Source organism: Bacteroides ndongoniae (assembly GCF_900108345.1).
In the GTDB taxonomy this organism is placed as follows: Bacteria; Bacteroidota; Bacteroidia; order Bacteroidales; family Bacteroidaceae; genus Bacteroides; species Bacteroides ndongoniae.
In genome coordinates this window covers 505,668-527,282 of the sequence record NZ_FNVV01000014.1, presented here as the reverse complement: position 1 = coordinate 527,282, position 21,615 = coordinate 505,668, and the positions used below count along the sequence as shown (strand labels likewise).

The 21,615-nt window shown below is 51.0% G+C and carries 19 protein-coding genes; 15 read left to right on the top strand and 4 right to left on the bottom strand.

Annotated features, from left to right (window positions below; translation table 11 throughout):
• Window positions 1-103: 103 nt before the first annotated feature.
• Window positions 104-832, top strand: coding sequence for a DUF5932 domain-containing protein (locus BQ5591_RS13145; RefSeq protein ID WP_071149699.1), 729 nt, complete (start codon window positions 104-106; stop codon window positions 830-832).
• Window positions 833-847: 15 nt separating this feature from the next.
• Window positions 848-2,302: an AbgT family transporter gene (locus BQ5591_RS13140; RefSeq protein ID WP_205410654.1), complete on the top strand. Its 1,455-nt coding sequence runs from the start codon at window positions 848-850 to the stop codon at window positions 2,300-2,302.
• 189 nt (window positions 2,303-2,491) lie between these two features.
• On the opposite strand, the gene BQ5591_RS13135 is transcribed toward BQ5591_RS13140, so the two are convergent.
• A complete protein-coding gene (locus BQ5591_RS13135; RefSeq protein ID WP_022161744.1) occupies window positions 2,492-3,088 on the bottom strand; it encodes a DUF4923 family protein in 597 nt (198 codons plus the stop codon).
• A 23-nt stretch (window positions 3,089-3,111) separates the two neighbouring features.
• The gene (gene yihA, locus BQ5591_RS13130; protein ID WP_022161745.1) at window positions 3,112-3,714 is read right to left on the bottom strand and encodes a ribosome biogenesis GTP-binding protein YihA/YsxC; all 603 of its coding nucleotides are present in this window, start codon (window positions 3,712-3,714) and stop codon (window positions 3,112-3,114) included.
• A 272-nt stretch (window positions 3,715-3,986) separates the two neighbouring features.
• Between yihA and recR the strand changes: the two genes are divergently transcribed.
• Genes recR through BQ5591_RS13115 form a run of 3 tightly spaced genes read left to right on the top strand, consistent with a single transcriptional unit; the run spans window position 3,987 to window position 5,648 of the window.
• Entirely contained in the window at window positions 3,987-4,607 is a 621-nt protein-coding gene (gene recR / locus BQ5591_RS13125) for a recombination mediator RecR (protein ID WP_022161746.1), read from the top strand.
• 31 nt (window positions 4,608-4,638) lie between these two features.
• A complete protein-coding gene (locus BQ5591_RS13120) occupies window positions 4,639-5,097 on the top strand; it encodes a hypothetical protein (protein ID WP_071149697.1) in 459 nt (152 codons plus the stop codon).
• Window positions 5,094-5,648: a GNAT family N-acetyltransferase gene (locus BQ5591_RS13115; protein ID WP_071149696.1), complete on the top strand. Its 555-nt coding sequence runs from the start codon at window positions 5,094-5,096 to the stop codon at window positions 5,646-5,648. Before BQ5591_RS13120 ends, BQ5591_RS13115 begins: the two co-directional genes overlap by 4 nt.
• 25 nt (window positions 5,649-5,673) lie before the next feature.
• Here BQ5591_RS13115 and BQ5591_RS13110 read toward each other — a convergent pair whose 3' ends face one another.
• Complete coding sequence (locus tag BQ5591_RS13110; protein ID WP_071149695.1) at window positions 5,674-6,267, bottom strand: YqgE/AlgH family protein; 594 nt, start codon at window positions 6,265-6,267, stop codon at window positions 5,674-5,676.
• Between the two features lie 175 nt (window positions 6,268-6,442).
• A complete protein-coding gene (locus tag BQ5591_RS13105) occupies window positions 6,443-7,756 on the bottom strand; it encodes a pyridoxal phosphate-dependent aminotransferase (RefSeq protein WP_071149694.1) in 1,314 nt (437 codons plus the stop codon).
• Window positions 7,757-8,008: 252 nt separating this feature from the next.
• Between BQ5591_RS13105 and BQ5591_RS13100 the strand changes: the two genes are divergently transcribed.
• The 10 genes from BQ5591_RS13100 (at window position 8,009) to BQ5591_RS13055 (ending at window position 21,609) form a co-directional block, all read left to right on the top strand.
• Window positions 8,009-10,315: an ABC transporter permease gene (locus BQ5591_RS13100; RefSeq protein ID WP_071149693.1), complete on the top strand. Its 2,307-nt coding sequence runs from the start codon at window positions 8,009-8,011 to the stop codon at window positions 10,313-10,315.
• 126 nt (window positions 10,316-10,441) lie between these two features.
• Window positions 10,442-11,119, top strand: coding sequence for an ABC transporter ATP-binding protein (locus BQ5591_RS13095; protein WP_022163804.1), 678 nt, complete (start codon window positions 10,442-10,444; stop codon window positions 11,117-11,119).
• Window positions 11,120-11,231: 112 nt separating this feature from the next.
• Complete coding sequence (locus tag BQ5591_RS13090) at window positions 11,232-13,553, top strand: ABC transporter permease (RefSeq protein ID WP_071149692.1); 2,322 nt, start codon at window positions 11,232-11,234, stop codon at window positions 13,551-13,553.
• Between the two features lie 163 nt (window positions 13,554-13,716).
• Window positions 13,717-14,844 carry a TlpA family protein disulfide reductase gene (locus BQ5591_RS13085; protein WP_071149691.1) on the top strand — a complete coding sequence of 376 codons (1,128 nt, stop codon included), beginning with the start codon at window positions 13,717-13,719 and terminating at the stop codon, window positions 14,842-14,844.
• 60 nt (window positions 14,845-14,904) lie between these two features.
• Window positions 14,905-16,170, top strand: a complete 1,266-nt coding sequence (locus BQ5591_RS13080; protein WP_071149690.1) for an Nramp family divalent metal transporter — start codon at window positions 14,905-14,907, stop codon at window positions 16,168-16,170.
• A gap of 45 nt (window positions 16,171-16,215) precedes the next feature.
• The gene (locus BQ5591_RS13075) at window positions 16,216-16,671 is read left to right on the top strand and encodes a C-GCAxxG-C-C family protein (RefSeq protein WP_071149689.1); all 456 of its coding nucleotides are present in this window, start codon (window positions 16,216-16,218) and stop codon (window positions 16,669-16,671) included.
• A 192-nt stretch (window positions 16,672-16,863) separates the two neighbouring features.
• Window positions 16,864-17,064, top strand: coding sequence for a winged helix-turn-helix domain-containing protein (locus BQ5591_RS13070; RefSeq protein WP_022161699.1), 201 nt, complete (start codon window positions 16,864-16,866; stop codon window positions 17,062-17,064).
• Between the two features lie 858 nt (window positions 17,065-17,922).
• Window positions 17,923-19,704: a translation elongation factor 4 gene (gene lepA / locus BQ5591_RS13065; RefSeq protein ID WP_022161698.1), complete on the top strand. Its 1,782-nt coding sequence runs from the start codon at window positions 17,923-17,925 to the stop codon at window positions 19,702-19,704.
• A gap of 86 nt (window positions 19,705-19,790) precedes the next feature.
• Window positions 19,791-20,966 (top strand): cation:proton antiporter, encoded by a 1,176-nt coding sequence (locus tag BQ5591_RS13060; RefSeq protein ID WP_071149688.1) that lies wholly within the window; start codon window positions 19,791-19,793, stop codon window positions 20,964-20,966.
• Window positions 20,967-21,243: 277 nt separating this feature from the next.
• Window positions 21,244-21,609: a BlaI/MecI/CopY family transcriptional regulator gene (locus tag BQ5591_RS13055; RefSeq protein WP_071149687.1), complete on the top strand. Its 366-nt coding sequence runs from the start codon at window positions 21,244-21,246 to the stop codon at window positions 21,607-21,609.
• Window positions 21,610-21,615: the final 6 nt, after the last annotated feature.

The following is a 21,615-nucleotide window of genomic DNA, read 5'->3' as shown; positions in this document are numbered from 1 at the left end:
AAATCAATATCTTTGTGTTGTTCGATTCAGAATGTGAAAAGGATTTTTTACAACCAAGAATGCATTTTATTGAAGTAACAAACTGATTATAACATAGAATATCATACCAAACATGAAATTTAAAGTTATCATTGTAGAAGATGTCAAGCTGGAGCTGAAAGGGACGGAAGAGATTTTTCGTCACGAGATTCCCGATGCGGAAGTCATCGGTACGGCTATGACCGAACAGGAATTCTGGGCACTGATGCAGGTGCAGGTCCCCGATCTGGTTTTGCTGGATCTGGGACTGGGCGGCTCTACAACCATCGGGGTGGAGATATGCCGCAACATATTCAAGCGTTACCCCGGCGTGCATGTGCTTATATTTACAGGCGAGATACTGAACGAGAAACTGTGGGTCGATGTGCTCGATGCCGGTGCCGACGGCATCATTCTGAAGACAGGCGAATTGCTGACCCGAACCGATGTCCAGGCAGTGATGGATGGTAAGAAACTGGTGTTCAACTATCCCATTCTGGAAAAAATTGTGGAACGTTTCAAACGTTCGGTCATCAACGACACCAAACGTCAGGAAGCCATCATTAACTACGACATCGACGAGTACGACGAACGTTTCCTCCGCCATCTTGCCCTAGGTTATACGAAGGAAATGATAGCCAATCTGAAAGGAATGCCCTTCGGCGTGAAGTCGCTGGAGAAACGGCAGAACGATCTGGTAGGGCGTCTGTTCCCCTCCGGCGAACGGGTAGGGGTGAACGCTACCCGGCTTGTGGTACGTGCTTTGGAACTGCGTATTCTCGACATAGACAATCTGGAACCGGACGACGAATAGGAAAGCATGCCGATGATGAGAGCCAAATGGAGAATGCCGCATCCGGCCACCATGTTTCTGATACTGACGATGGCGGTTGTGTTTCTGTCGTGGATATTCAATGTCTACGACCTGAGTGTGATCCATCCCGAAACCGGGAAAGAAATATACGTGCAGAGCCTGTTGAGTCCGGAAGGAATCCGCTGGTGGCTGCGACATGTTGTGACCAACTTTACCGGTTTTGCACCTTTGGGCATGGTGATGATAGCCATGTTCGGAATAGGCGTGGCACAACATTCCGGTTTCATTGATGCCTGTATCCGTCTTGTGGCACGCAGAGGAACGCATTCGGGACTTATCATAACCAGTGTCATCGTATTGGGAATTCTTTCCAATGTAGTAGGGGATGCCGGCTATATCATTCTGCTGCCCATTGCCGCTGCCCTGTTTCATTCGGCCGGTCTGCATCCGGTAGGCGGCATCATTACGGCTTATGTCTCTGTGGCATGTGGCTACAGTGCCAATGTGGTGATGAGTACCCTCGACCCGTTGTTGGCGGCCACTACACAAGAAGCTGCCGACCAGGCTTTTGTGTCGTCGGGGCAGATGGGTCCTTTATGTAATTATTACTTTTTTGCCGCATCGGTCTTCCTGCTCGTCCCTGTCATTTATGCCATTACACGACACCACCTGCTTCCACTGCTGGGTACGTATGCGGGCGAGATCCGATTTGGCGGTTATAAGCAACTGTCGCGCAAGGAACGGCGTGCCATGCAGATTGCTCTGCTAGCATGCCTGTCGTATGTATTGCTCATATTGGGTGCCACTTTCTCATCCTGGGGTATTCTGCGTGGAGTAAACGGCAGTCTGATGCGTTCTCCCTTTATCATGGGCATTCTGTTTTTGCTGTCGTTCGGCATCGGTCTTACGGGTATGGTGTTTGGCTTTGTCTCCGGTCGTTATCGTTCCGACGGTGATGTGATCGAGGGGCTGACGTATCCGATGAAGCTTTTGGGCGTTTATTTTGTCATCGCGTTTTTTGCCTCGCAGATGTTCGCCTGCCTCGAATATTCCCAACTGGACAAATGCGTTGCCATTATGGGTGCCGATATGCTTGCTTCCCTACGTATGGACAGCATGTGGATTCTGATTCTGTTCATTCTGTTTGTTGCGGTAGTCAATCTGTTCATGGTGTCTGCCACAGCCAAATGGGCTTTTATGGCATTTATTTTTGTTCCGGTATTGTCACGGATGGGTATTTCACCCGAAACGGCACAGTGTGCCTTCCGCATTGGCGATAGCGCTACCAATGCCATTACCCCCTTCATGTTCTACATGCCGCTGGTGCTGACGTACATGCAACAGTATGACCGGAAATCCACTTATGGTTCTCTGCTGAAGTATACCTGGCGTTATTCCGTATGTATCCTGTTTGCTTGGATCCTGTTGTTCATTCTTTGGCATTTGGTCGGTTTGCCGTTAGGACTCTGACAGGCTTCTTCTGTCGGTTGATGAAAATACCTTTTTGGGAAAGCTAAAGAGGCACTTTAGCAAACTAACTATGGACATTAGCTTCCTAAAGTGCCTCTTGGAAAATCAAAACATAAGATCGTTGTTTGACCACGGATTACACAGAAAAACGTGAAGAAAACAAAACGTCCGTACCTAAAATCTAAATCCTTATTCTTTTTTCAGTGCAAATCCCAACATCATGCCGTCGTAGCTTTCGGCCAGCGAGCTGATGGTTTGCAGGGTGGTGTTGCTGCTTTTACTGGAAAGGAAAGTAATCAGATCCAGCAGCTTGTCCGAGTTGAAAAGCAAATCCATATTGCTGGAAGTACAGTTGACCTTGGCATTTATTCCGACAAGTTTGGCAAACTTCAGGTTAACTTTACCGGTAGACTTGTCGTATGAATAAGTTCCGCCCATGTTTCTGGTGCCCAACCGGGCATTGAACGTACTGTCGGCATTGAACGTAAAGGCCAGTTTCCCTTCGGTGATGCCGAATTTGTTTAGTTGCTCATTCAGCTTGCTTTCAGCAGCGGTTGCGGCTACTGTACCTCCGGCTGCCTGTAACAGATTGTCCGACTCGAATTCGATGGCCGAACCGGAAAAACTCCACGTACCCACCATGCTTGCCGTATTCTTTCCGGTGATGGTGTTGACAATATTTTCCACATTATCCTTATTAAACAGGTCCTTCAACGACTGGGCCTGACTGTTGCTGCCCAAGAGCAGCATGGCAACAAATAGCTGCCAGAAAACTGATTTTTTCATTTGCTTCGTTGTTTTTGGTATGGTTATTTTTGCAGTTCCTTGTTGATGCCCTCAATGTAGTTCAGCACTTCTTCTCTTCCGGTCTTGTCCTCGGACGAAGTGATGAAATAGGGAGGAAGTTCTTCCCACTGTTCCTTCAGACGCTTCAGGTACAGTTTGATGTTGGCTCCCAGCTTTCCGCCTTTCAGTTTGTCCGCTTTAGTAAAAATGAGGGAAAACGGTATTCCGTTCTCGCCCAACCACTCGATAAATTCAAGATCGATGGACTGCGGTTCGTGACGGCTGTCAATCAGAACAAAAAGATTGGTCATTTGTTCACGCTGCAGGATATAACTGCTGATAATCTTCTGAATCTGTTCCTGTCCTTTCTGTCCGCGTTTGGCATAGCCGTAACCGGGCAGATCGACGATATACCAGTTCTTGTTAATCAGAAAATGGTTGATCAGCATCGTCTTTCCGGGAGTGGCGGAAGTCATGGCAAGGCCTTTCCGCCCAGTCAGCATATTGATCAGGCTCGACTTTCCCACATTGGAACGCCCGATAAACGCATATTCGGGAAAGTTTCCTGCCGGACATTTCTTCACATCGGTATTGCTGATGACAAATTCTGCACTTGTAATATTCATAATCATACAGTTGGTTAATATTTCATTTTCGGCGGAAAGAGGAGGGGAGACCGACCAGTCGGCATTTTGCCTCGCTTCCTGTGCAAAGGTACTACTTATTTCAAAAAAATCTCGTCTACAATTTAGAATTCTGTTTATCTTTGTTTCATGGAGATAGGAGGAAGTTCGGCATAGCCAAATTGAAAACTTTGGTTTTCATTTGTCTCTGCGCTCACCTTTGCTTATCTTTGCAGGCTCTAAAATGAGGGAAAAGATAATTTTTAAAAGAAAATATGAACGGACAATACCCTTCCACATTGTTGGAGAAAGCTGTAAACGAATTTGCCAAACTGCCCGGCATAGGCCGAAAGACTGCCATGCGCCTGGTGCTGCACTTGTTGCGGCAAGACACTGCCACAGTCGAGGCATTTGGCAACGCCATCATTACGCTGAAACATGAGGTGAAGTACTGCAAGGTGTGCCACAACATCTCCGACACGGATGTGTGCCGCATCTGCTCCAACCCGCAGCGCGATGCGTCGACCGTGTGTGTGGTAGAAAACATCCGCGACGTGATGGCAGTGGAAGCAACACAGCAGTTCCACGGCCTGTATCATGTGCTTGGAGGGGTTATTTCGCCGATGGACGGTGTAGGACCGGGCGATCTGCAAATCGACAGCCTTGTACAACGGGTGGCCGAAGGAGGCGTAAAGGAAGTAATCCTGGCCCTCAGCACGACGATGGAAGGCGATACCACCAACTTCTACATATACCGGAAACTGGAGAAAATGAATGTGAAGCTGTCCATCATAGCCCGAGGCATATCGGTTGGCGACGAATTGGAGTACACCGACGAAGTGACGTTAGGGCGAAGCATTGTGAACCGTACCTTGTTTACGGGCGGAATGATGTAATAAGATTATATAGCAAGTAAGTTTACACAAAATGGAAGAACGTATCAAGCAAATATCACGGTGCCTGAAAGCTGTTTTCACCTGCTACTGGCTGTTGGCCATCCTAATGGTTGTATGCGGCGAAACGTTGGATAGCTGGACCGGACTTTATGCCGGCGATGTCCGGAGTACTTATCAGGCCGAGACGGCAACGATTCTGCTGGCAGTAGTTTGCGTGCCTGTTTCGCTGAAACTTTTTTCGTGGGTGCTCGATCATAAGATAGATGCAGTCAGCCTGCCCGAAGCCTTGCGCCTGTATGCGTGGTGGAGTGTGGTTCGCCTGTTTCTGCTGTTTCTGCCCGTTGTTGTGGGTTTCCTTACCTATTATCTGATGTTAAGCACCAAGGGAGTGCTTTGTGCACTGATTGCCCTGACCGCTTCCCTATTTTGTATTCCCGGCGAAAACCGCTTGCGTAAAGAATTGCGTATTGATAAAGAAAAAGAAGCATGAGTACATCCTATTTCATAAATGACCGCATCTATCTTCGGGCCATCGAACCCGAAGATCTGGACATTATGTATGCTATGGAGAACGATCCACAAACGTGGGATATTACTAATTTCACGGTGCCTTATTCGCGCTATGCACTGCGACAATACATCGAAAATTCCCAATGCGACATGTTTGCCGACTGCCAGTTGCGGCTGATGATTGTGCGTCGTGACGATCGGACGGTGATAGGTACCATCGACATCACCGAATTCATGCCTATTCATGCGCGTGGCGAGGTGGGTATCGTGATACGCAAGGAATATCAGGGACAGGGATATGCAACCGACGCACTGCACCTGCTATGCAATTATGCATTCGGTTTTCTGCACATGAAGCAGCTCACTGCCCACGTGACAGTAGACAATGAAACAAGCATGCGTTTGTTCACTTCGTGTGGCTTCGTAAAGTGTGGCTTGCTGAAAGAGTGGTGGTGTGTAGGCGGAACATTCAAGGACGTTGTTCTGTTACAGCTTCTTCGCGACCAAGCTACAGGCAACCGTAAAGTGTAAACCACAGCAGTCGTAGGGCCTGCCGTCAGTTCAGTATCGGAAGCTGCGGGAATCGGGCCCATAGTTCGTACTTGCCACCAAGTTTAGACAGTGCACTTTTCCAGAATTTCATGTCGCTTCCATCGTCCATGATGGCCTCCGTTTTCTCTTTGCTCACAATCCAGGTGTTTTCCTCGATTTCTTCATGGAGCTGGTTGTGGCTCCAGCCCGAGTAACCTAAGAAGAAGCGAATGTTTCCTTTAATCGGATTTCCAGACAGCATATATCGTTTGATAGCTTCGAAGTTACCGTTCAGGTAAAGTCCCTGAGATACAGATAAGGAATCTGCAATACCTTTGATGGTATGCAGATAGAACAATGTATCGTTGCAGAGCGGTCCTCCTCTGTATAGCGGTATGTCTTCCAGTGATTCAAATTCTTTCAGCAGATGCTGAAGCAGCAGAGGCATTTTCTTATTCAATACCAATCCCATACTACCTTCCTGAGTATGGTCAATAAGCAAAACCACCGAACGTCCAAACAGATTATCGGAAAGGAACGGTTCGGAAATCAATACTTTACCACGTGATGGAACAGCGTGGTTACTCTCTATCTTAAATATGCTTGCATCTGTATACATGCCTCTAATATACAGTATATTTTGTGAAAAACAAAGAATGTGTCTGTTTTTTTGCAAAAACATAAAAGTTTGACTTCGCCGACTTTCAATTCATAGTTACAAACTGAAAGCTGACGAAGTCAAACGCGTATGAGATTAAAGGGATGAGGATCGCCCATTAATGGTGGGCTTAACATTATACCGGATGATTCTCTGCAAATATCCTCATACGTTCATCCAACAAGGCATATTGATGGTCTTGAATGAACGAAGTGCAGGCACGCAGACCCTGTTGGTGACTGCCGGTAGTTACCAGTGAAATGGCACTCACACCGTAGTACATCAGCTCTTTGGCCAGTTCGCCGCTGCTCATGCCCGGATAGCCGATGGTAAAATAGAATCCGTCGGCTACAGGTTCGCCCAAGTCGTTGTCGTAAACCAGATGGAAACCGTGGCGCAAGAAGATTTCTTTCAGTCGTCGAGCACGTTCTCCATATACTTTTACTTCGTCCAAGAAGTTGTATTGACCGTCGCTGGCAGCTTTCAGCATAGCTGCCAAGGCATATTGAGCCGAATGGCTGGTACCCGAAGACAGGGCATAGAGCACTCGGTGGATGAAGACTGTACCGAACGTTCCGCCACCATAGCGTTTGGTCAGTCCGGGGTAGGCACGATGATACAGCTTGTCCGAAATGCAGCTTACTCCGATACGCTGTCCGGCGTAACTGAAGGCTTTAGAACCGGAGATAAGCAGAATGTAGTGGTCGGTGTAATGTGCTACGGTAGGCTGGTAAGGCGGTTGGAAAGGAGTACCTAAGTCCTGACGGAAATCCATCGCAAAATAAGCAAGGTCTTCCAACACAATCACGTCGTATTGCGTAGCCAGTTCGCCAATGATTTTCAGTTCCTCTTCTTTCAGGCAGATCCAGCTGGGGTTGTTGGGGTTGGAGTAGATGATGGCCGAGATGTTGCCTTTTTGCAAATAGCTTTCCAGTTTGCTTCTCAGCTTTTCGCCACGGTACTCATAGACGTCGAAAGTTTCGTATTTCTGTCCCATTACCACCAGCTGCTGCTTCTGTACGGGGAATCCCGGATCGATAAACAGGATGGTATCACGTTTCTCGTCACATTGGCTGCACGTAAGAAACGATGCAAAAGTGCCCTGCATGGAACCGGTAACGGGTACGCATCCTTCGGGCGAAATATCCACATTGATAAATGCCTTGATGAAACGTGCCGCTTCCTGCTTCAGAGCTGGCAGTCCGTTGATGTCGGGGTAAAGACTGGCAATGCCGTTTTCCAGAGCTTCTATTTCGGCCTTCACTCCTACAGCCGACGGAGGAAGTCCCGGCACACCCATTTCCATTTTAATAAATTCGACACCCGATTCTTCTTCGGCTCTTGCGGCAATGGCTTTCACCTCGCGGATGGTGGCTTTCGAAAAGTCGGTAATATGAAATTCGTCGATGGTATCATCGATCAGCTTGCGTTCGATAGGAGTATTTTTCATGATCTTGTTGTTTTATGTTGTTGATACGGACAAAGGTAATGAAAAACTTGGGATTACAAAATGAAAAACATACGGTTCACTTCGGATGAACAGAATTGTTCGGTGTCTAATAATTAGACACCACTGTCCAATAATTGGACACTGCGTCCGAAATCAGAAAATGCTTATCTGCTGGTTATCAGCAAGATTACTACTTTGGCACGATTTCTGCATAGAGATAGGCAGAAAACAATCAAAAAAACTCGTTATACAATGAAACAAATCTATTACGTCATCCAGACTCTGCTCAGAGGGAAGGGGAGTGTCCTCTTCAAGATCGTTTCCCTGGGTCTGGGACTTGCCATGAGCATCCTGCTCTTTGCCCGCGTGGCCTACGAGCAGAGTTACGACACGTGTTTCCGCGACTACAACCGCATCTATCAGGTGTGGAGCCAGTTCGTCATGAACGGTGAGGCGCAGGAGTCGCAAACCATGAACATGGGGCCGTTGGCGGGCGCCATCCTCGAAAGTTTCCCCAAGGAGGTGGAAGGAGCGACCTGCACCAACCGCTACTTGGCCTCGTGGCCGCTCTACTATGGCAGCCACCGCTTCGACGAGCGCAAGCTCTGTGCCGACTCGCTCTTCTTCCAGACAATGGGTATCGAGGTGTTGAGCGGCAACCCTGTGCAGGACCTCCAGCAACCCAACGTGGTGTATCTCTCGAAGAGCCTGGCCGAAAAGATGTTCGGCGGCGAGGAACCCATCGGAAAGGTCGTCAGCTACAACCACGAACGCGACCTGACCGTGCGGGGCACCTTTGTCGACCTGCCCGACAATACGACCGTGGGGGCCGACGCCGTCATCTCCCTGCCTCCCGCCTGGGCCGCCCAGCAGATGAACTACTCGTGGAACGGCGGCGACTCCTACTTTCAGTACGTGCGTCTGCGTCAGGATGTAGATGTAGAAGCCCTCAATGCCCGTATGGAGAAGATGGCTGAAAAATATCTGCCAGCCCGCGATAGCTGGAGCTACACCGCTTACATCCAGCCCCTGCGCGATACTTTCCGCCAGCAGGATGATGTCCGTCGGATGTTTACCATCATGCTGACCCTGGGATTGTCTATTCTCTTCATCACGGCTCTGAACTATGCTCTTATCTCTATTTCTTCGTTGAGCCGTCGAGCCAAGATGGTGGGTGTTCACAAGTGTAGCGGAGCCAGCGGAGGTGGTATCTTTGGTATGTTTATGCTGGAGACGCTAATGGTAGTGGTTTTGGCGCTGGTGGTGATGTTCCTCCTGCTGTGGGGCTTCCGCGACTTTGTAGAAGATACAGCCGCCACCAAGCTGACCAACCTCTTCGCCGGAAGTCGTTTGTGGGTACCGGCTGCTACGATTGCCCTGCTGCTGTTGGTGGGTGGCGTACTGCCGGGGCGGTTGTTTGCCCGCATTCCTGTGACTCAGGTGTTCCGCCGCTACACCGAAGGCAAGAAGGGGTGGAAACGTCCGCTGCTGTTCGTGCAGTTTGCTGGGGTGGCTTTCATCTGCGGACTGATGTGCATGGTGATGATGCAATACCACTTCGTCATGAGCAAGGACATGGGCTTCAGTACCGAGCGCATTGTAGGCACCTCTCTGCCCTTTAAAACGGCCAAGGAGTGCGACAACGCCTACAACTTCTTCCGCAGTCTGCCTTATGTCGAAGACCTCTCCTCCGCTTACGGCAACCCGTTGGAAGGATATAGCGGCTGTTTCATCACCGGAGAAAACGGCGAAAGCCTGTTCTCCGCCCGTTTCGATGCCTGCATGAGCAACTACTACGACCTGATGGGCATGAAACTGAAAGAAGGCCGACTGCCGCGCGATAACAGCGAGGTGGTGGTGAACGAGACTTTCGTCAATCTGATGAAGTGGGGCAATGATGCCGTCGGCCGCACCGTACATACGATGGGCGAGACCTCCACTGTGACCGGTGTGCTGAAAGACTTCCAAATCAACGGTTTCTATGCCGGACCGATGCCCTACATAAGCTTCCCGACCAAACAGTTCAACAACGACTTGCATTTTCTGCTGAAAGAGCCTTTCGCCGAGAACCTGCAACGCCTGACGAAGGATGCTGCCGAAGCCTTCCCCGACAAGACCATCGACTTCACTTCGATGGAAGAGGGCATGAATAGGATGTACAACCCCGTCCGTGTGTTCCGCAACGCTACAGTAGTGGCTGGCGTCGTGATGTTCTTCATCATGCTTATGGGATTGCTGGGCTACACAGCCGACGAAGTGCAGCGCCGAAGCAAGGAGATAGCCATCCGCAAGGTGAACGGTGCGGAAGCATCTTCCATCCTCAGCCTGCTGGGGCGCGATGTGCTTTGGGTGGCCGGCCCTGCGGTATTGGTAGGTGTAGCAGCATCGTGGTATGTCAACTCCCTGTGGATGGAGATGTTCAGCGCACAGGCATCTATGTCGGCTGTCGCCTATGTGTTGATAGGACTGATTGTGCTGGCAGTTATCATGGCTTGCGTATTGTGGAAGTCATGGCGCATAGCGAATGAGAATCCGGTGCTGAGCATTAAGAGCGAATAAACTATAATTTAATGAAGAATGAAGAACGAAGAATGAAGAATTTGCCCTGCGGCACGAATTCTGCTTTCCGAAATCTTCATTTCCAATTCTTCATTCTTCATTCTTAATTCTTCATTTTATACTATTATGATCGAAATCAACAACCTTAGCAAAGTTTTCCGTACGACGGAAGTAGAAACCGTAGCATTGAACCAAGTAAACCTTCATGTGGACGAGGGCGAGTTTGTAGCCATCATGGGACCGTCGGGCTGTGGCAAGTCCACCCTGCTGAATATCCTCGGTCTGCTGGATAACCCTACTTCGGGCAGTTATAAACTGTTGGGGCAGGAGGTAGCCGATCTGCGCGAAAAAGACCGTACCCGCGTCCGTAAGGGCAAGATAGGCTTCGTTTTCCAGAGCTTCAACCTGATAGACGAACTGAACGTATTCGAAAACGTGGAACTGCCATTGACCTATCTCGGCATCAAGGCTGCCGAACGTAAACAGCGTGTACACGACATTCTGAAGCGTATGGCCATCAGCCATCGGGCGCAGCACTTCCCCCAGCAGCTGTCGGGCGGACAGCAGCAGCGTGTAGCCATTGCCCGTGCTGTAGTGACCAATCCTAAACTGATACTGGCCGACGAGCCTACCGGTAACCTCGACTCGAAGAACGGTGCCGAGGTCATCAAACTGCTGAGCGAACTGAACAGCGAAGGCACCACCATCATCATGGTGACCCACTCGCAACACGATGCTTCCTTTGCCCACCGCACGGTGCATCTGTTTGACGGTAGTGTGGTGGCGAGCAATAAAAACCTGTAAATAAATGAAGAATGAAGAACGAAGAATGAAGAATTTGCCCTGCGGCACGAATTTTTCTTTCCTAAATCTTCATTTCCAATTCTTCATTCTTCATTCTTAATTCTTCATTAACATGAGACACCTATACTACACCCTACAGACCCTGCTCCGCGGACATGGCGGCACCGTGGAGAAACTGGTTTCACTTACATTGGGACTGGTGATGGGCGTGTTGCTCTTCGCACAGATAGCCTATGAGCTGAGCTTCGACCGCTTCTATCCGAACCCTGACACACTCGTCATGCTGCGCATGAGGAACGTGACCAAGGGAGTGCCCGAACCCGAATACAACTACAGTACCTACCGCCCCGCCGCGGCCGACCTCAGCGAGGCCTTCCCCGAACTGGTGGAGAGCGCTTGCCTGACCGCCGCTTTCTGGAAGCCCACCTTCTATAAGGACGACAAGAAACTGGAAGACATCCAGACCCTCTTTGCCGACACGGCCTACTTCGCCACCACCGGCCTGACACTGCTTCAGGGCAACCCGAACGACCTGAACCTGATGGGCAACGCCTTCATCTCCGAAAGCAAAGCCCGTGAGCTTTATGGTGATGAAAGCCCCATCGGCAAGGAACTTTCCGTGGAGAAGCTGTTCAACGTCACCATCCGCGGCGTTTATGCCGACGTGCCCGGCAACACCATCATGCCCCACGACCTGCTGCTGTCCATGGCTGCCATGGACTGGGGCTACGGGGCAGGAACATGGGGAACGAACAACTTTTACGGTATCTTGTTCCGACTGAAGCAGCCCGCCGATGTGGACGCCATGAACAGCCGCATTCAGAAGGCTGTGGAGCAATATACCGATACCCACCTGGGCGACGACGTGGTGACGGAGTACAGCGTATTGCCTTTATACAAGGTCTATCGTTCTTTGCCCGACAGCACGCGGCGGCTGGTCATCCTCGGCGTGCTGGGCTTCTCCATCTTCTTTGTTTCTATCCTGAACTATGTGCTGCGTGCGGTGGCCGCCATGAGCCGGCGAGCCAAGCTGGTGGGCGTACATAAGTGCAGTGGTGCCGACGGCTGGCATATACTCTCGATGTTCCTCTGGGAGACGGGGCTGCTGGTAGCGGCTTCCATCGTGTGTGGCGGGCTGTTGCTGTGGTTGCTGCACGAGCCGGTAGAAGAGCTGTTGGGCAGCCGCCTGACCGACCTCTTCACGTGGCAGACGCTCTACGTTCCGCTGGGCACGGTGCTGTTGCTCTTCCTCGTGGCGGGGGTAGTGCCCGGTCGAATCTATGCCCGCATCCCCGTGACGCAGGTGTTCCGCCGCTATACCGACGGCAAGCGTTCGTGGAAGCGGGGGCTGCTGACGGTGCAGTTCATCGGCGTGGCGTTCATCGGAGGGTTGCTGCTGACTACCGTGTGGCAGTATCACGACCTGATGACCCGCAGCGTGGGCTTCCGTGCCGAAGGACTGGCCATCGGAATCGTTACGGGCGACATCCAGCGGGCGCAAGGTGTGGCCGACGCCATCCGTCGTGAGCCTTATGTAGAGGCCGTGGCGGGCAGTGGAAACAATCTGCTGGCTCATTACAGCACCAACCGACTGACCGACAATCAGGGTAACTTTATCTGCCCCCTGCACTTCATGATGATAGAAAAGGAGATGCCCCAGGTGGTAGGCATGACGCTGCTCGAAGGCCATTGGCCGCAGCATCGGGGCGAAGCCATCGTAGGGCGCACTACGGTAGAGACGCTAAAGTGGGGCGATACCGCCATCGGCCGTCAGTTGCCCATCGACCTCTCCTGGTCGGGACTGGAAGAACCGGCCATCGTAACAGGCGTGGTAGAGGATGTACGCAACATGGGCTTCTTCCAGGAACAGACCTGCACCGCCTTCATCCTGAACGACCGCATCCGCACCTTCAACGTCCGCCTAAAGGCCCCGCTGGACGAGAACCTGAAGCGTCTGAACGCCTTCATCAAGTCCACTTATCCCAATCTGGCACTGGAGTTCACCACCTATCAGGACGTCCGCCGCGAGCAGAATGCCAGTGTTTCGGCCTTCCGCAACACGGTGTGGGTCACTACCGCCTGCATCATCCTCATCGTGCTGATGGGGCTCATCGGCTACGTCAGCGACGAGACGCAGCGCCGCAGCAAGGAGATTGCCGTCCGCAAGGTGAACGGTGCCGAAGCCTCCGACATCCTGCGTCTGCTCTCGGTGGACATTCTGAAGATAGCCGTCGTAGCCGTAGCAATAGGCATGGTAGCGGCGTGGTACGTCTCCGGACAGTGGATGCAACAGTTTGCCGACTGCCGTCTGCTTTCGCCCGTGTGGTATGTTCTGCTCGCCCTCCTGCTACTGGTGCTCGTCGTGGCAGTGGTGGTGCTGAAGGCGTGGCGGATAGCGAACGAGAATCCGGTGCTGAGCATTAAGAGTGAATAGGGGGGAGTTTTACTTTTTTTCGGGCACGGATTACATGGAAAGACACGGATTGTTTTATTCAACGCAAATTCCTGGCAAGAATCATCGGCCATACAATAAATCTCTGTAACTTTGACCCCCGATAACATCGTGGTTATTGATTTAAGTTAATAAGAACAGAGATATGAAAAATGTGTATATGATGCTGCTTGGTGCAGGCTTGCTGACTGCCTGCCAACCAGCGGCGAAGATGGATGTCAGCGGCATGCTGAATGGGATTGAAAGTGATACGTTGCTGGTCAACCACAGGCCGGTAGGCGAGGGGGAGGCGCAGCTCGATACGGTGCCTATGCAGAACGGGCAGTTTGCCTTCAATGTGGGCGACAGCGTGCTGAAGCAAGTCTACATCTACGCCAAACCTTCGGGCAACGGCGCTATCAGCATGCAGGCCTTAGGACTGATACTGCTGCCCGGTCGCCCCGTCACGGTGAGCGGCACGCTGGAGGATTACCGTTTGGGCGGCGACGCCTTCTACGAGGCTTGCAACGAGCTGAACGACCAGCTGCGCCCCTGCATCCTGAAGCTCGATTCGCTGCGTGAGGTATGTATGCAGATGGAGAAGGACGGGATTCCGTCCGACAGCATCCGCAAGGCTTATACGCCTTCACGAGAGTTCCTGGACCGTATGCAAGACCTGCGCTGCGACTTTATCCGGAGCCATGCAGATCAGGAGGTGGCCGTCTATGCGCTGTCGCGCGACTTGTCGATGCAGAGGGTAGGCGAGATGCTCGACGTAGTGGCCGAGCCTGTACGTACGGGGGTAATGGCGCCCTTGTATCGTCAGGTGAAGGAGGGTTACGACAAAGAGATGGAACGTCGTGCGGCAGCCGAGCGGGTGAAGGAAGGCAATCCGGCTCCCGACTTCACACTGAAAGATCTCAAGGGCAATGACTTTACGCTTTCTTCGCTTCGTGGCAAGTATGTAGTGCTCGACTTCTGGGGCAGTTGGTGCGGCTGGTGCATAAAAGGTGTGCCCGACATGAAGAAGGCTTACGCCAAGCATAAGGCCAAAGTGGAGTTTGTAGGCATTGACTGTCGCGACACGGAAGAAAAATGGCGTAAGGCCGTAGCAGAGCACGACATGCCCTGGCTGCACGTTCGCAACGAGGGAAAGCCCGATGTATCGGTGCTTTATGCCGTCCGTGGCTATCCGACAAAGATTGTTCTTAGCCCCGAAGGCACGATTCTGAAGATTGTGGTAGGCGAGGACCCCGAGTTTTACAGCTATTTGGATGAATTGCTGAATTCTTAAAAACAATTAGCCCCTGCCGTTGTTACACTATGATTAACGTTATGCTAATCTGTAGTTGATATGAAGAATATATGGAATGACTTGAAGCGGAAAGACCATAAACGTTATCTGGGTGGTCTGGATGTCTTCAGATACATCGGTCCCGGACTGCTGGTGACGGTAGGATTCATCGATCCGGGCAATTGGGCTTCGAACTTTGCGGCGGGCTCCGAGTTTGGCTATTCGCTGTTGTGGGTGGTTACGCTGTCCACGGTGATGCTCATCATCTTGCAGCACAATGTGGCGCATCTGGGCATCGTGACGGGGCTTTGCCTCTCCGAAGCGGCTACCCGATACACGCCGTCGTGGGTGTCGCGCCCCATTCTGGGCACGGCGGTGCTGGCTTCCATCTCGACCTCGCTGGCCGAGATTCTGGGCGGAGCCATCGCCTTGCAGATGCTGTTCGGCATCCCCATCGTATGGGGGGCGGTGCTGACTACGGCCTTTGTGCTGGTCATGCTGTTCACCAATTCGTACAAGAAGATAGAGCGGTCCATCATCGCATTTGTGTCCGTGATAGGGCTTTCGTTCATTTACGAGCTGTTTCTGGTCAAGATAGACTGGCCGCAGGCCGTGCAGGGGTGGGTGACACCTTCGTTCCCCGACGGAAGCATGATTATCGTGATGAGCGTGCTGGGCGCCGTGGTGATGCCCCACAACTTGTTTCTGCATTCCGAGGTCATTCAGAGCCACGAATACAACAAGCAGGACGACGCTTCTATCCGCAAGGTGCTGAAGTACGAACTGTTCGACACGCTGTTCTCCATGATTGTGGGCTGGGCCATCAACAGTGCGATGATACTGCTGGCGGCATCCACCTTCTATCAGGCAGGTGTGCAGGTCGAGGAACTGCAACAGGCCAAGTCGCTGCTCGAACCGCTGCTGGGCAACAATGCGGCAGTCGTCTTTGCCCTGGCGTTGCTCATGGCCGGCATCTCGTCCACCATCACCAGCGGCATGGCGGCAGGCTCCATATTTGCCGGCATCTTCGGCGAGTCCTACCACATCAAGGACAGCCACTCGCAGATAGGAGTGGTGCTCTCGCTGGGCATTGCCTTGCTGATGATATTCTTCATTGGCGACCCGTTCAAGGGGCTGCTTATATCCCAAATGGTGCTGAGCATTCAGTTGCCTTTCACGGTGTTCTTGCAGGTCGGCCTCACCTCGTCGCGCAAGGTGATGGGGCAGTATGTCAACAGCCGCTGGAACGCGCTGGTGCTGTATGCCATCGCCGCCGCGGTGACTGTGCTGAACCTGATGCTGCTGTGGGAGGTGATAGCCGGATAAGAAATGTGTAAAAAAACGAAAGTATAGAGTTATAAGGAGAAAACAATGGAATTGGAAGAACGTATCGGAAAGGCGGTCGAGCTTTTCAAAAGTGGTTTTAACTGCTCGCAGTCGGTAGTGGTAGCTTTTGCTGACATGTATGGCTTCACCGAAGAACAGGCATTGCACATGTCGGCATCGTTTGGCGGCGGCATCGGGCGCATGCGTATGACGTGTGGCGCGGCGTGTGGGCTGTTTATGCTGGCCGGACTGGAGAAGTGTGCCCTCGAAGGCAAGGACCGCGCCAGCAAGGCCGAAAACTACGCATTGGTGCAGCGGCTGGCCGAAGAGTTCAAGAAGCGGAACGGAACGCTTGTCTGCGCCGAACTGCTGGGGCAGAAGAAGCCCGAAATCAGTAGCATCCCCGAAGAGCGTACGGCCCAATACTACGCCAAACGCCCCTGTCCGCGCATGGTGGAAACTGCCGCCCGCATCTGGGTGGAACATCTGCAAGGGAAGTAAAAAAAGGCCAATATTGTGTTTGTTTTACCTCCATTTTCCGCTTTTTCTTACATTTTCAAGAAAAAAAAGAATGAAAATATGCTATATAACATAAAAATAGCTATATTTGCAGCAGAAATAAAATCTGAATCTGCCGTATAAAGGGAATTCAGACTTTATAAAGCATGTCTAACTAAACTAAAATTGAAGAAAATGTTAAAAGAAAAAGCAGGCGAAATTGCTGGAAAGATTTGGAATGCACTGAATGGAACCGAAGGACTGACTGCCAAGCAACTGAAGAAAGCTACAAAGTTGATTGACAAAGATATGTTCTTGGGACTCGGTTGGCTGTTGAGAGAAGACAAAATCTCTGCCGAAGAAGTAGAAGGTGAACTGTTCTTCAAGCTGATCTAAGCAGACGAGATTCATAAAAGTATTAAGAAAATGTGTTGATGCAACGTCTATTTTGTTGTCAACGCATTTTTTTTGCGCCCTTTTTCCGAAAAAACTTACTGTAATACTGTAACTGTAACGCGGTTGCCGTTGTTTTCTTGATTTTTGCACCCCCTTTTTGCCCCTTTTTTATTGCCTGAATTTTTTTGTATGATGCGTGCTGATATGTAGAAACGTACATATTTCGTTACATTTTTACCCGTTTGGCGTTACAGTATTACAGTTACAGTTAGATTTTTTTCGAGTATTCATCTTGATTCAAGTTGTTCCGACTTCTCCTGATTTGTATTGATTTTTCATTCAGACCCTAAAGTAGAAGAAGTGTTAAAAAATTTAATATTATATATTTATATATATTATATATATAAATATATAATATTACTCTTAACTTCAGTATGGTGGAAATCGAAATTTACCTAACTGTAACTGTAATACTGTAACGCCGGCAGTCGTCTTACGCCAAACGCCGTCTTCCGGTTGCTCATCACAGCCGATGGCAAATAAAAATAAACAATCACGGGCGAAAACGTATAAAACGCCTCCTACGCCCTGCCTTTCAACGAGTTAGCTTTATTAACACAAGAATCGCGTTTTATTAACATATTTTCACAGTATATCGATACCCCTTTTATGGTTCTCCGCTTGGTTGTATTTATCTTTGTTCCGGCAAGAGGGAAACAAGGGGGGATGTTGACGATTCGTTTGGATAGGACAGGATGCAGCTCGGAAGAAAAAATATTCAAAACAGGTTTCAATAGTTTGTACGCCTCTTAGCTTTTCACTATCTTTGCGAACCCAAAAAGAGAACTAGTTTAGAAGATGAAGAATATACGTAACTTTTGTATCATAGCCCACATTGACCATGGGAAATCGACTTTGGCAGACCGCCTGCTGGAATTTACCAACACCATCCAAGTAACCGAAGGACAGATGCTGGACGACATGGATCTGGAAAAGGAAAGAGGTATCACCATCAAAAGCCATGCCATTCAGATGGAATATGTGTACAAGGGCGAAAAATACATCCTCAACCTGATTGACACCCCGGGACATGTGGACTTTTCGTACGAAGTGTCGCGTTCGATTGCCGCCTGCGAAGGCGCGCTGCTCATCGTCGACGCATCGCAGGGAGTACAGGCACAGACCATCTCGAACCTCTACATGGCCATCGAGCACGACTTGGAGATCATCCCCGTCATCAACAAGTGCGACATGGCAAGCGCCATGCCCGAGGAAGTGGAAGACGAAATCGTAGAACTGTTGGGCTGTAAGCGCGAGGAGATTATCCGCGCATCGGGCAAGACCGGCATGGGAGTCGAAGAGATTCTGGCCGCTGTCATCGAACGCATCCCCCATCCCGAAGGCGACGAGAACGCCCCGCTACAGGCCTTGATTTTCGACTCCGTATTCAACTCCTTCCGCGGCATCATCGCCTATTTCAAGATTGAGAACGGCGTCATCCGTAAAGGCGACAAAGTGAAATTCTTCAACACGGGCAAGGAATACGACGCCGACGAGGTAGGCGTGCTGAAAATGGATATGGTGCCACGCGACGAGCTGCGCACAGGCGACGTAGGCTATATCATTTCGGGCATCAAGACCTCGCGCGAAGTAAAGGTGGGCGACACCATCACACACATTGCCCGCCCGTGCGACAAAGCCATCGCCGGCTTCGAAGAAGTAAAACCGATGGTCTTTGCCGGTGTCTATCCCATCGAGGCCGAAGACTTTGAAGACCTGCGTTCGTCGCTGGAGAAGCTGCAGCTGAACGATGCTTCGCTGACCTTCCAGCCCGAGTCGTCGCTGGCGCTGGGATTCGGTTTCCGCTGCGGATTCCTGGGCTTGCTCCACATGGAGATTGTGCAGGAACGACTCGACCGCGAGTTCGACATGAACGTCATCACCACCGTGCCCAACGTATCCTATAACGTGTACGACAAGCAAGGACACGTCATGGAGGTGCACAACCCCGGCAGCATGCCCGACATCACCATGATCGACCACATCGAAGAGCCCTACATCCGTGCGTCGGTCATCACGACCACCGACTACATCGGCCCCATCATGACCCTCTGCCTGGGCAAGCGTGGCGAACTGGTGAAGCAGGAATACATCTCGGGCAACCGCGTAGAAATCTACTACGACATGCCGCTGGGCGAAATCGTCATCGACTTCTACGACAAGCTGAAGAGCATCTCCAAGGGATATGCCTCGTTCGACTATCACCCCAACGGCTTCCGTCCGTCCAAGCTGGTGAAGCTCGACATCCTGCTGAACGGCGAACCCGTGGACGCCCTCTCCACACTGACCCACTTCGACAACGCCTACGACCTGGGTCGCCGCATGTGCGAGAAGCTGAAAGAACTGATTCCGCGCCAGCAGTTCGAAATAGCCATTCAGGCAGCCATCGGCGCCAAAATCATAGCTCGCGAAACCATCAAGGCCGTCCGCAAGGATGTGACCGCGAAGTGCTACGGTGGCGACGTGAGCCGTAAGCGCAAACTGCTCGAAAAGCAGAAGCGGGGTAAGAAACGCATGAAGCAGATCGGAAACGTGGAAGTGCCGCAGAAGGCGTTCCTGGCGGTGCTGAAGCTGGATTAATGCCCCCTTCACCCTGATAACCGCGAGGAGGATGCTCTCTTTCCATAGGACTGTCTTGGTGTCCTCCTCTTTTAATTATATTATAAATGAGAAAAGTTCTATCGTTTTCGGCCTTTCTGATGGCCGGGCTGCTAGTCAGCCAGTACCTCCCCCTGTGGGCGGGAGGAAGTTATGATGCGGTAAAGACCGCGTCGAATGTGTTGCTTTACGTCTGCCTTGGTTTTATCATGATCAATGTGGGGCGCGAGTTCGAAGTCGACAAGTCGCGTTGGCGGACGTATGCTCAGGATTACTTCATTGCCATGGCCACTGCCGCCATGCCTTGGTTTCTGATAGCACTCTATTACATCTTTGTCCTGCTTCCGTCCGACTGCTGGGGCAGTTGGGATGCGTGGAAGGAAAACCTGCTTTTAAGCCGTTTTGCCGCCCCCACTTCGGCAGGCATACTGTTTACCATGCTGGCGGCCATCGGGCTGAAACAAAGCTGGATGTACAAGAAAATACAGGTACTTGCCATCTTCGACGACCTGGACACCATCCTGCTGATGATTCCGCTGCAGATTATGATGATAGGTCTGAAGTGGCAGCTGCTGGCCATTGTCGTGATTGTGATGCTGTTGCTCTCCTTCGGGTGGAAGCAGATGGGCCGCTACGACTGGCGGCAAGACTGGAAAGCCATCCTCTGCTATTCGGTACTGGTGTTTGCCGGCACGCTGGGCATCTATGCACTGAGCAAGCACTTCTATGGTGAAGAAGGCAGCATCCACGTCGAAGTGCTGCTTCCGGCTTTCGTACTGGGCATGGTGATGAAACACCGCGAACACGATTCGCCAGCCGAACGCCGTGCGGCTACAGGCATTTCGTTTCTGTTCATGTTTCTGGTAGGAGTGGGGATGCCGCGCTTTCTCGGAGTCGACTTTGCCGAAGCATCGGCAGGCAGCCATTCGATAACCGGATCGCAGGAGATGATGTCGTGGGGAATGATTGCGCTGCATGTAGTGGCCGTATCGCTGCTGTCCAACATCGGCAAGCTGTTCCCCGTTTTCTTCTACCGCGACCGCAAGTTCAGCGAACGTCTGGCCTTATCCATCGGTATGTTTACACGAGGCGAAGTAGGAGCGGGAGTCATCTTCATCGCGCTGAGTTATAATCTGGGCGGACCGGCGCTGCTCATCTCCGTGCTCACCATTGTGCTCAATCTGGTGCTGACAGGCTTCTTCGTACTGTGGGTAAAGAAACTGGCTTTACGCAGCTACCGCTAACCCTATTCTGACCAACATACACTCTACACAGACTTACACACTCTCCCTCGATAGCCCCCTTCGAAACGACCGGCGGAAGGCTTAACACAGTGGGGGAGGTGTGTGGGGCTGTGTTTCTTTTTATAATACCTCCTTCTTTTTCTTCGGTTTACACGCTACTACTGCTAACTTTAGTTAAACTACTATTGTTATTAGTTGATTAACTAATACTATTAGTTGTTTGTTTGGAAATAATCTATATATTTGCAGCGTACACCAACGTTAAAACAATAAGATTATGAAACGACTGACCACTAAAGAAGAAGAAATCATGCGGATGTTTTGGGAGCACGGCCCGATGTTTGTACGCGAACTGCTGGCTTTTTACGAAGACCCTAAACCGCATTACAATACCGTCTCGACACTGGTACGCGGCCTCGAAGAAAAAGGCTTTGTGGGCTATAAGGCCTACGGAAACACCTACCAGTACTATCCCCTGATATCGGCAAACGACTACAAACGTTCGGCGCTGAACGACGTCATAGCCCACTACTACGGCAACTCGTTCGCCAACGTCGTGTCATCATTTGTGGAAGAAGAAGGCATGCCGCTCGACGAGCTGAAGGCGCTGATCGCACAGATTGAAAGCAAACGTAAAGCATAACCAGGA

What these genes read in the sequence shown, in the direction of transcription:
- BQ5591_RS13140 (WP_205410654.1), top strand. Translation starts at nt 848, where the DNA reads ATGAGAGCCAAATGGAGAATGCCGCATCCGGCCACCATGTTTCTGATA.
- BQ5591_RS13135 (WP_022161744.1), bottom strand. Translation starts at nt 3,088, where the DNA reads ATGAAAAAATCAGTTTTCTGGCAGCTATTTGTTGCCATGCTGCTCTTG.
- yihA (WP_022161745.1), bottom strand. Translation starts at nt 3,714, where the DNA reads ATGAATATTACAAGTGCAGAATTTGTCATCAGCAATACCGATGTGAAG.
- recR (WP_022161746.1), top strand. Translation starts at nt 3,987, where the DNA reads ATGAACGGACAATACCCTTCCACATTGTTGGAGAAAGCTGTAAACGAA.
- BQ5591_RS13120 (WP_071149697.1), top strand. Translation starts at nt 4,639, where the DNA reads ATGGAAGAACGTATCAAGCAAATATCACGGTGCCTGAAAGCTGTTTTC.
- BQ5591_RS13115 (WP_071149696.1), top strand. Translation starts at nt 5,094, where the DNA reads ATGAGTACATCCTATTTCATAAATGACCGCATCTATCTTCGGGCCATC.
- BQ5591_RS13110 (WP_071149695.1), bottom strand. Translation starts at nt 6,267, where the DNA reads ATGTATACAGATGCAAGCATATTTAAGATAGAGAGTAACCACGCTGTT.
- BQ5591_RS13105 (WP_071149694.1), bottom strand. Translation starts at nt 7,756, where the DNA reads ATGAAAAATACTCCTATCGAACGCAAGCTGATCGATGATACCATCGAC.
- BQ5591_RS13100 (WP_071149693.1), top strand. Translation starts at nt 8,009, where the DNA reads ATGAAACAAATCTATTACGTCATCCAGACTCTGCTCAGAGGGAAGGGG.
- BQ5591_RS13095 (WP_022163804.1), top strand. Translation starts at nt 10,442, where the DNA reads ATGATCGAAATCAACAACCTTAGCAAAGTTTTCCGTACGACGGAAGTA.
- BQ5591_RS13090 (WP_071149692.1), top strand. Translation starts at nt 11,232, where the DNA reads ATGAGACACCTATACTACACCCTACAGACCCTGCTCCGCGGACATGGC.
- BQ5591_RS13085 (WP_071149691.1), top strand. Translation starts at nt 13,717, where the DNA reads ATGAAAAATGTGTATATGATGCTGCTTGGTGCAGGCTTGCTGACTGCC.
- BQ5591_RS13080 (WP_071149690.1), top strand. Translation starts at nt 14,905, where the DNA reads ATGAAGAATATATGGAATGACTTGAAGCGGAAAGACCATAAACGTTAT.
- BQ5591_RS13075 (WP_071149689.1), top strand. Translation starts at nt 16,216, where the DNA reads ATGGAATTGGAAGAACGTATCGGAAAGGCGGTCGAGCTTTTCAAAAGT.
- BQ5591_RS13070 (WP_022161699.1), top strand. Translation starts at nt 16,864, where the DNA reads ATGTTAAAAGAAAAAGCAGGCGAAATTGCTGGAAAGATTTGGAATGCA.
- lepA (WP_022161698.1), top strand. Translation starts at nt 17,923, where the DNA reads ATGAAGAATATACGTAACTTTTGTATCATAGCCCACATTGACCATGGG.
- BQ5591_RS13060 (WP_071149688.1), top strand. Translation starts at nt 19,791, where the DNA reads ATGAGAAAAGTTCTATCGTTTTCGGCCTTTCTGATGGCCGGGCTGCTA.
- BQ5591_RS13055 (WP_071149687.1), top strand. Translation starts at nt 21,244, where the DNA reads ATGAAACGACTGACCACTAAAGAAGAAGAAATCATGCGGATGTTTTGG.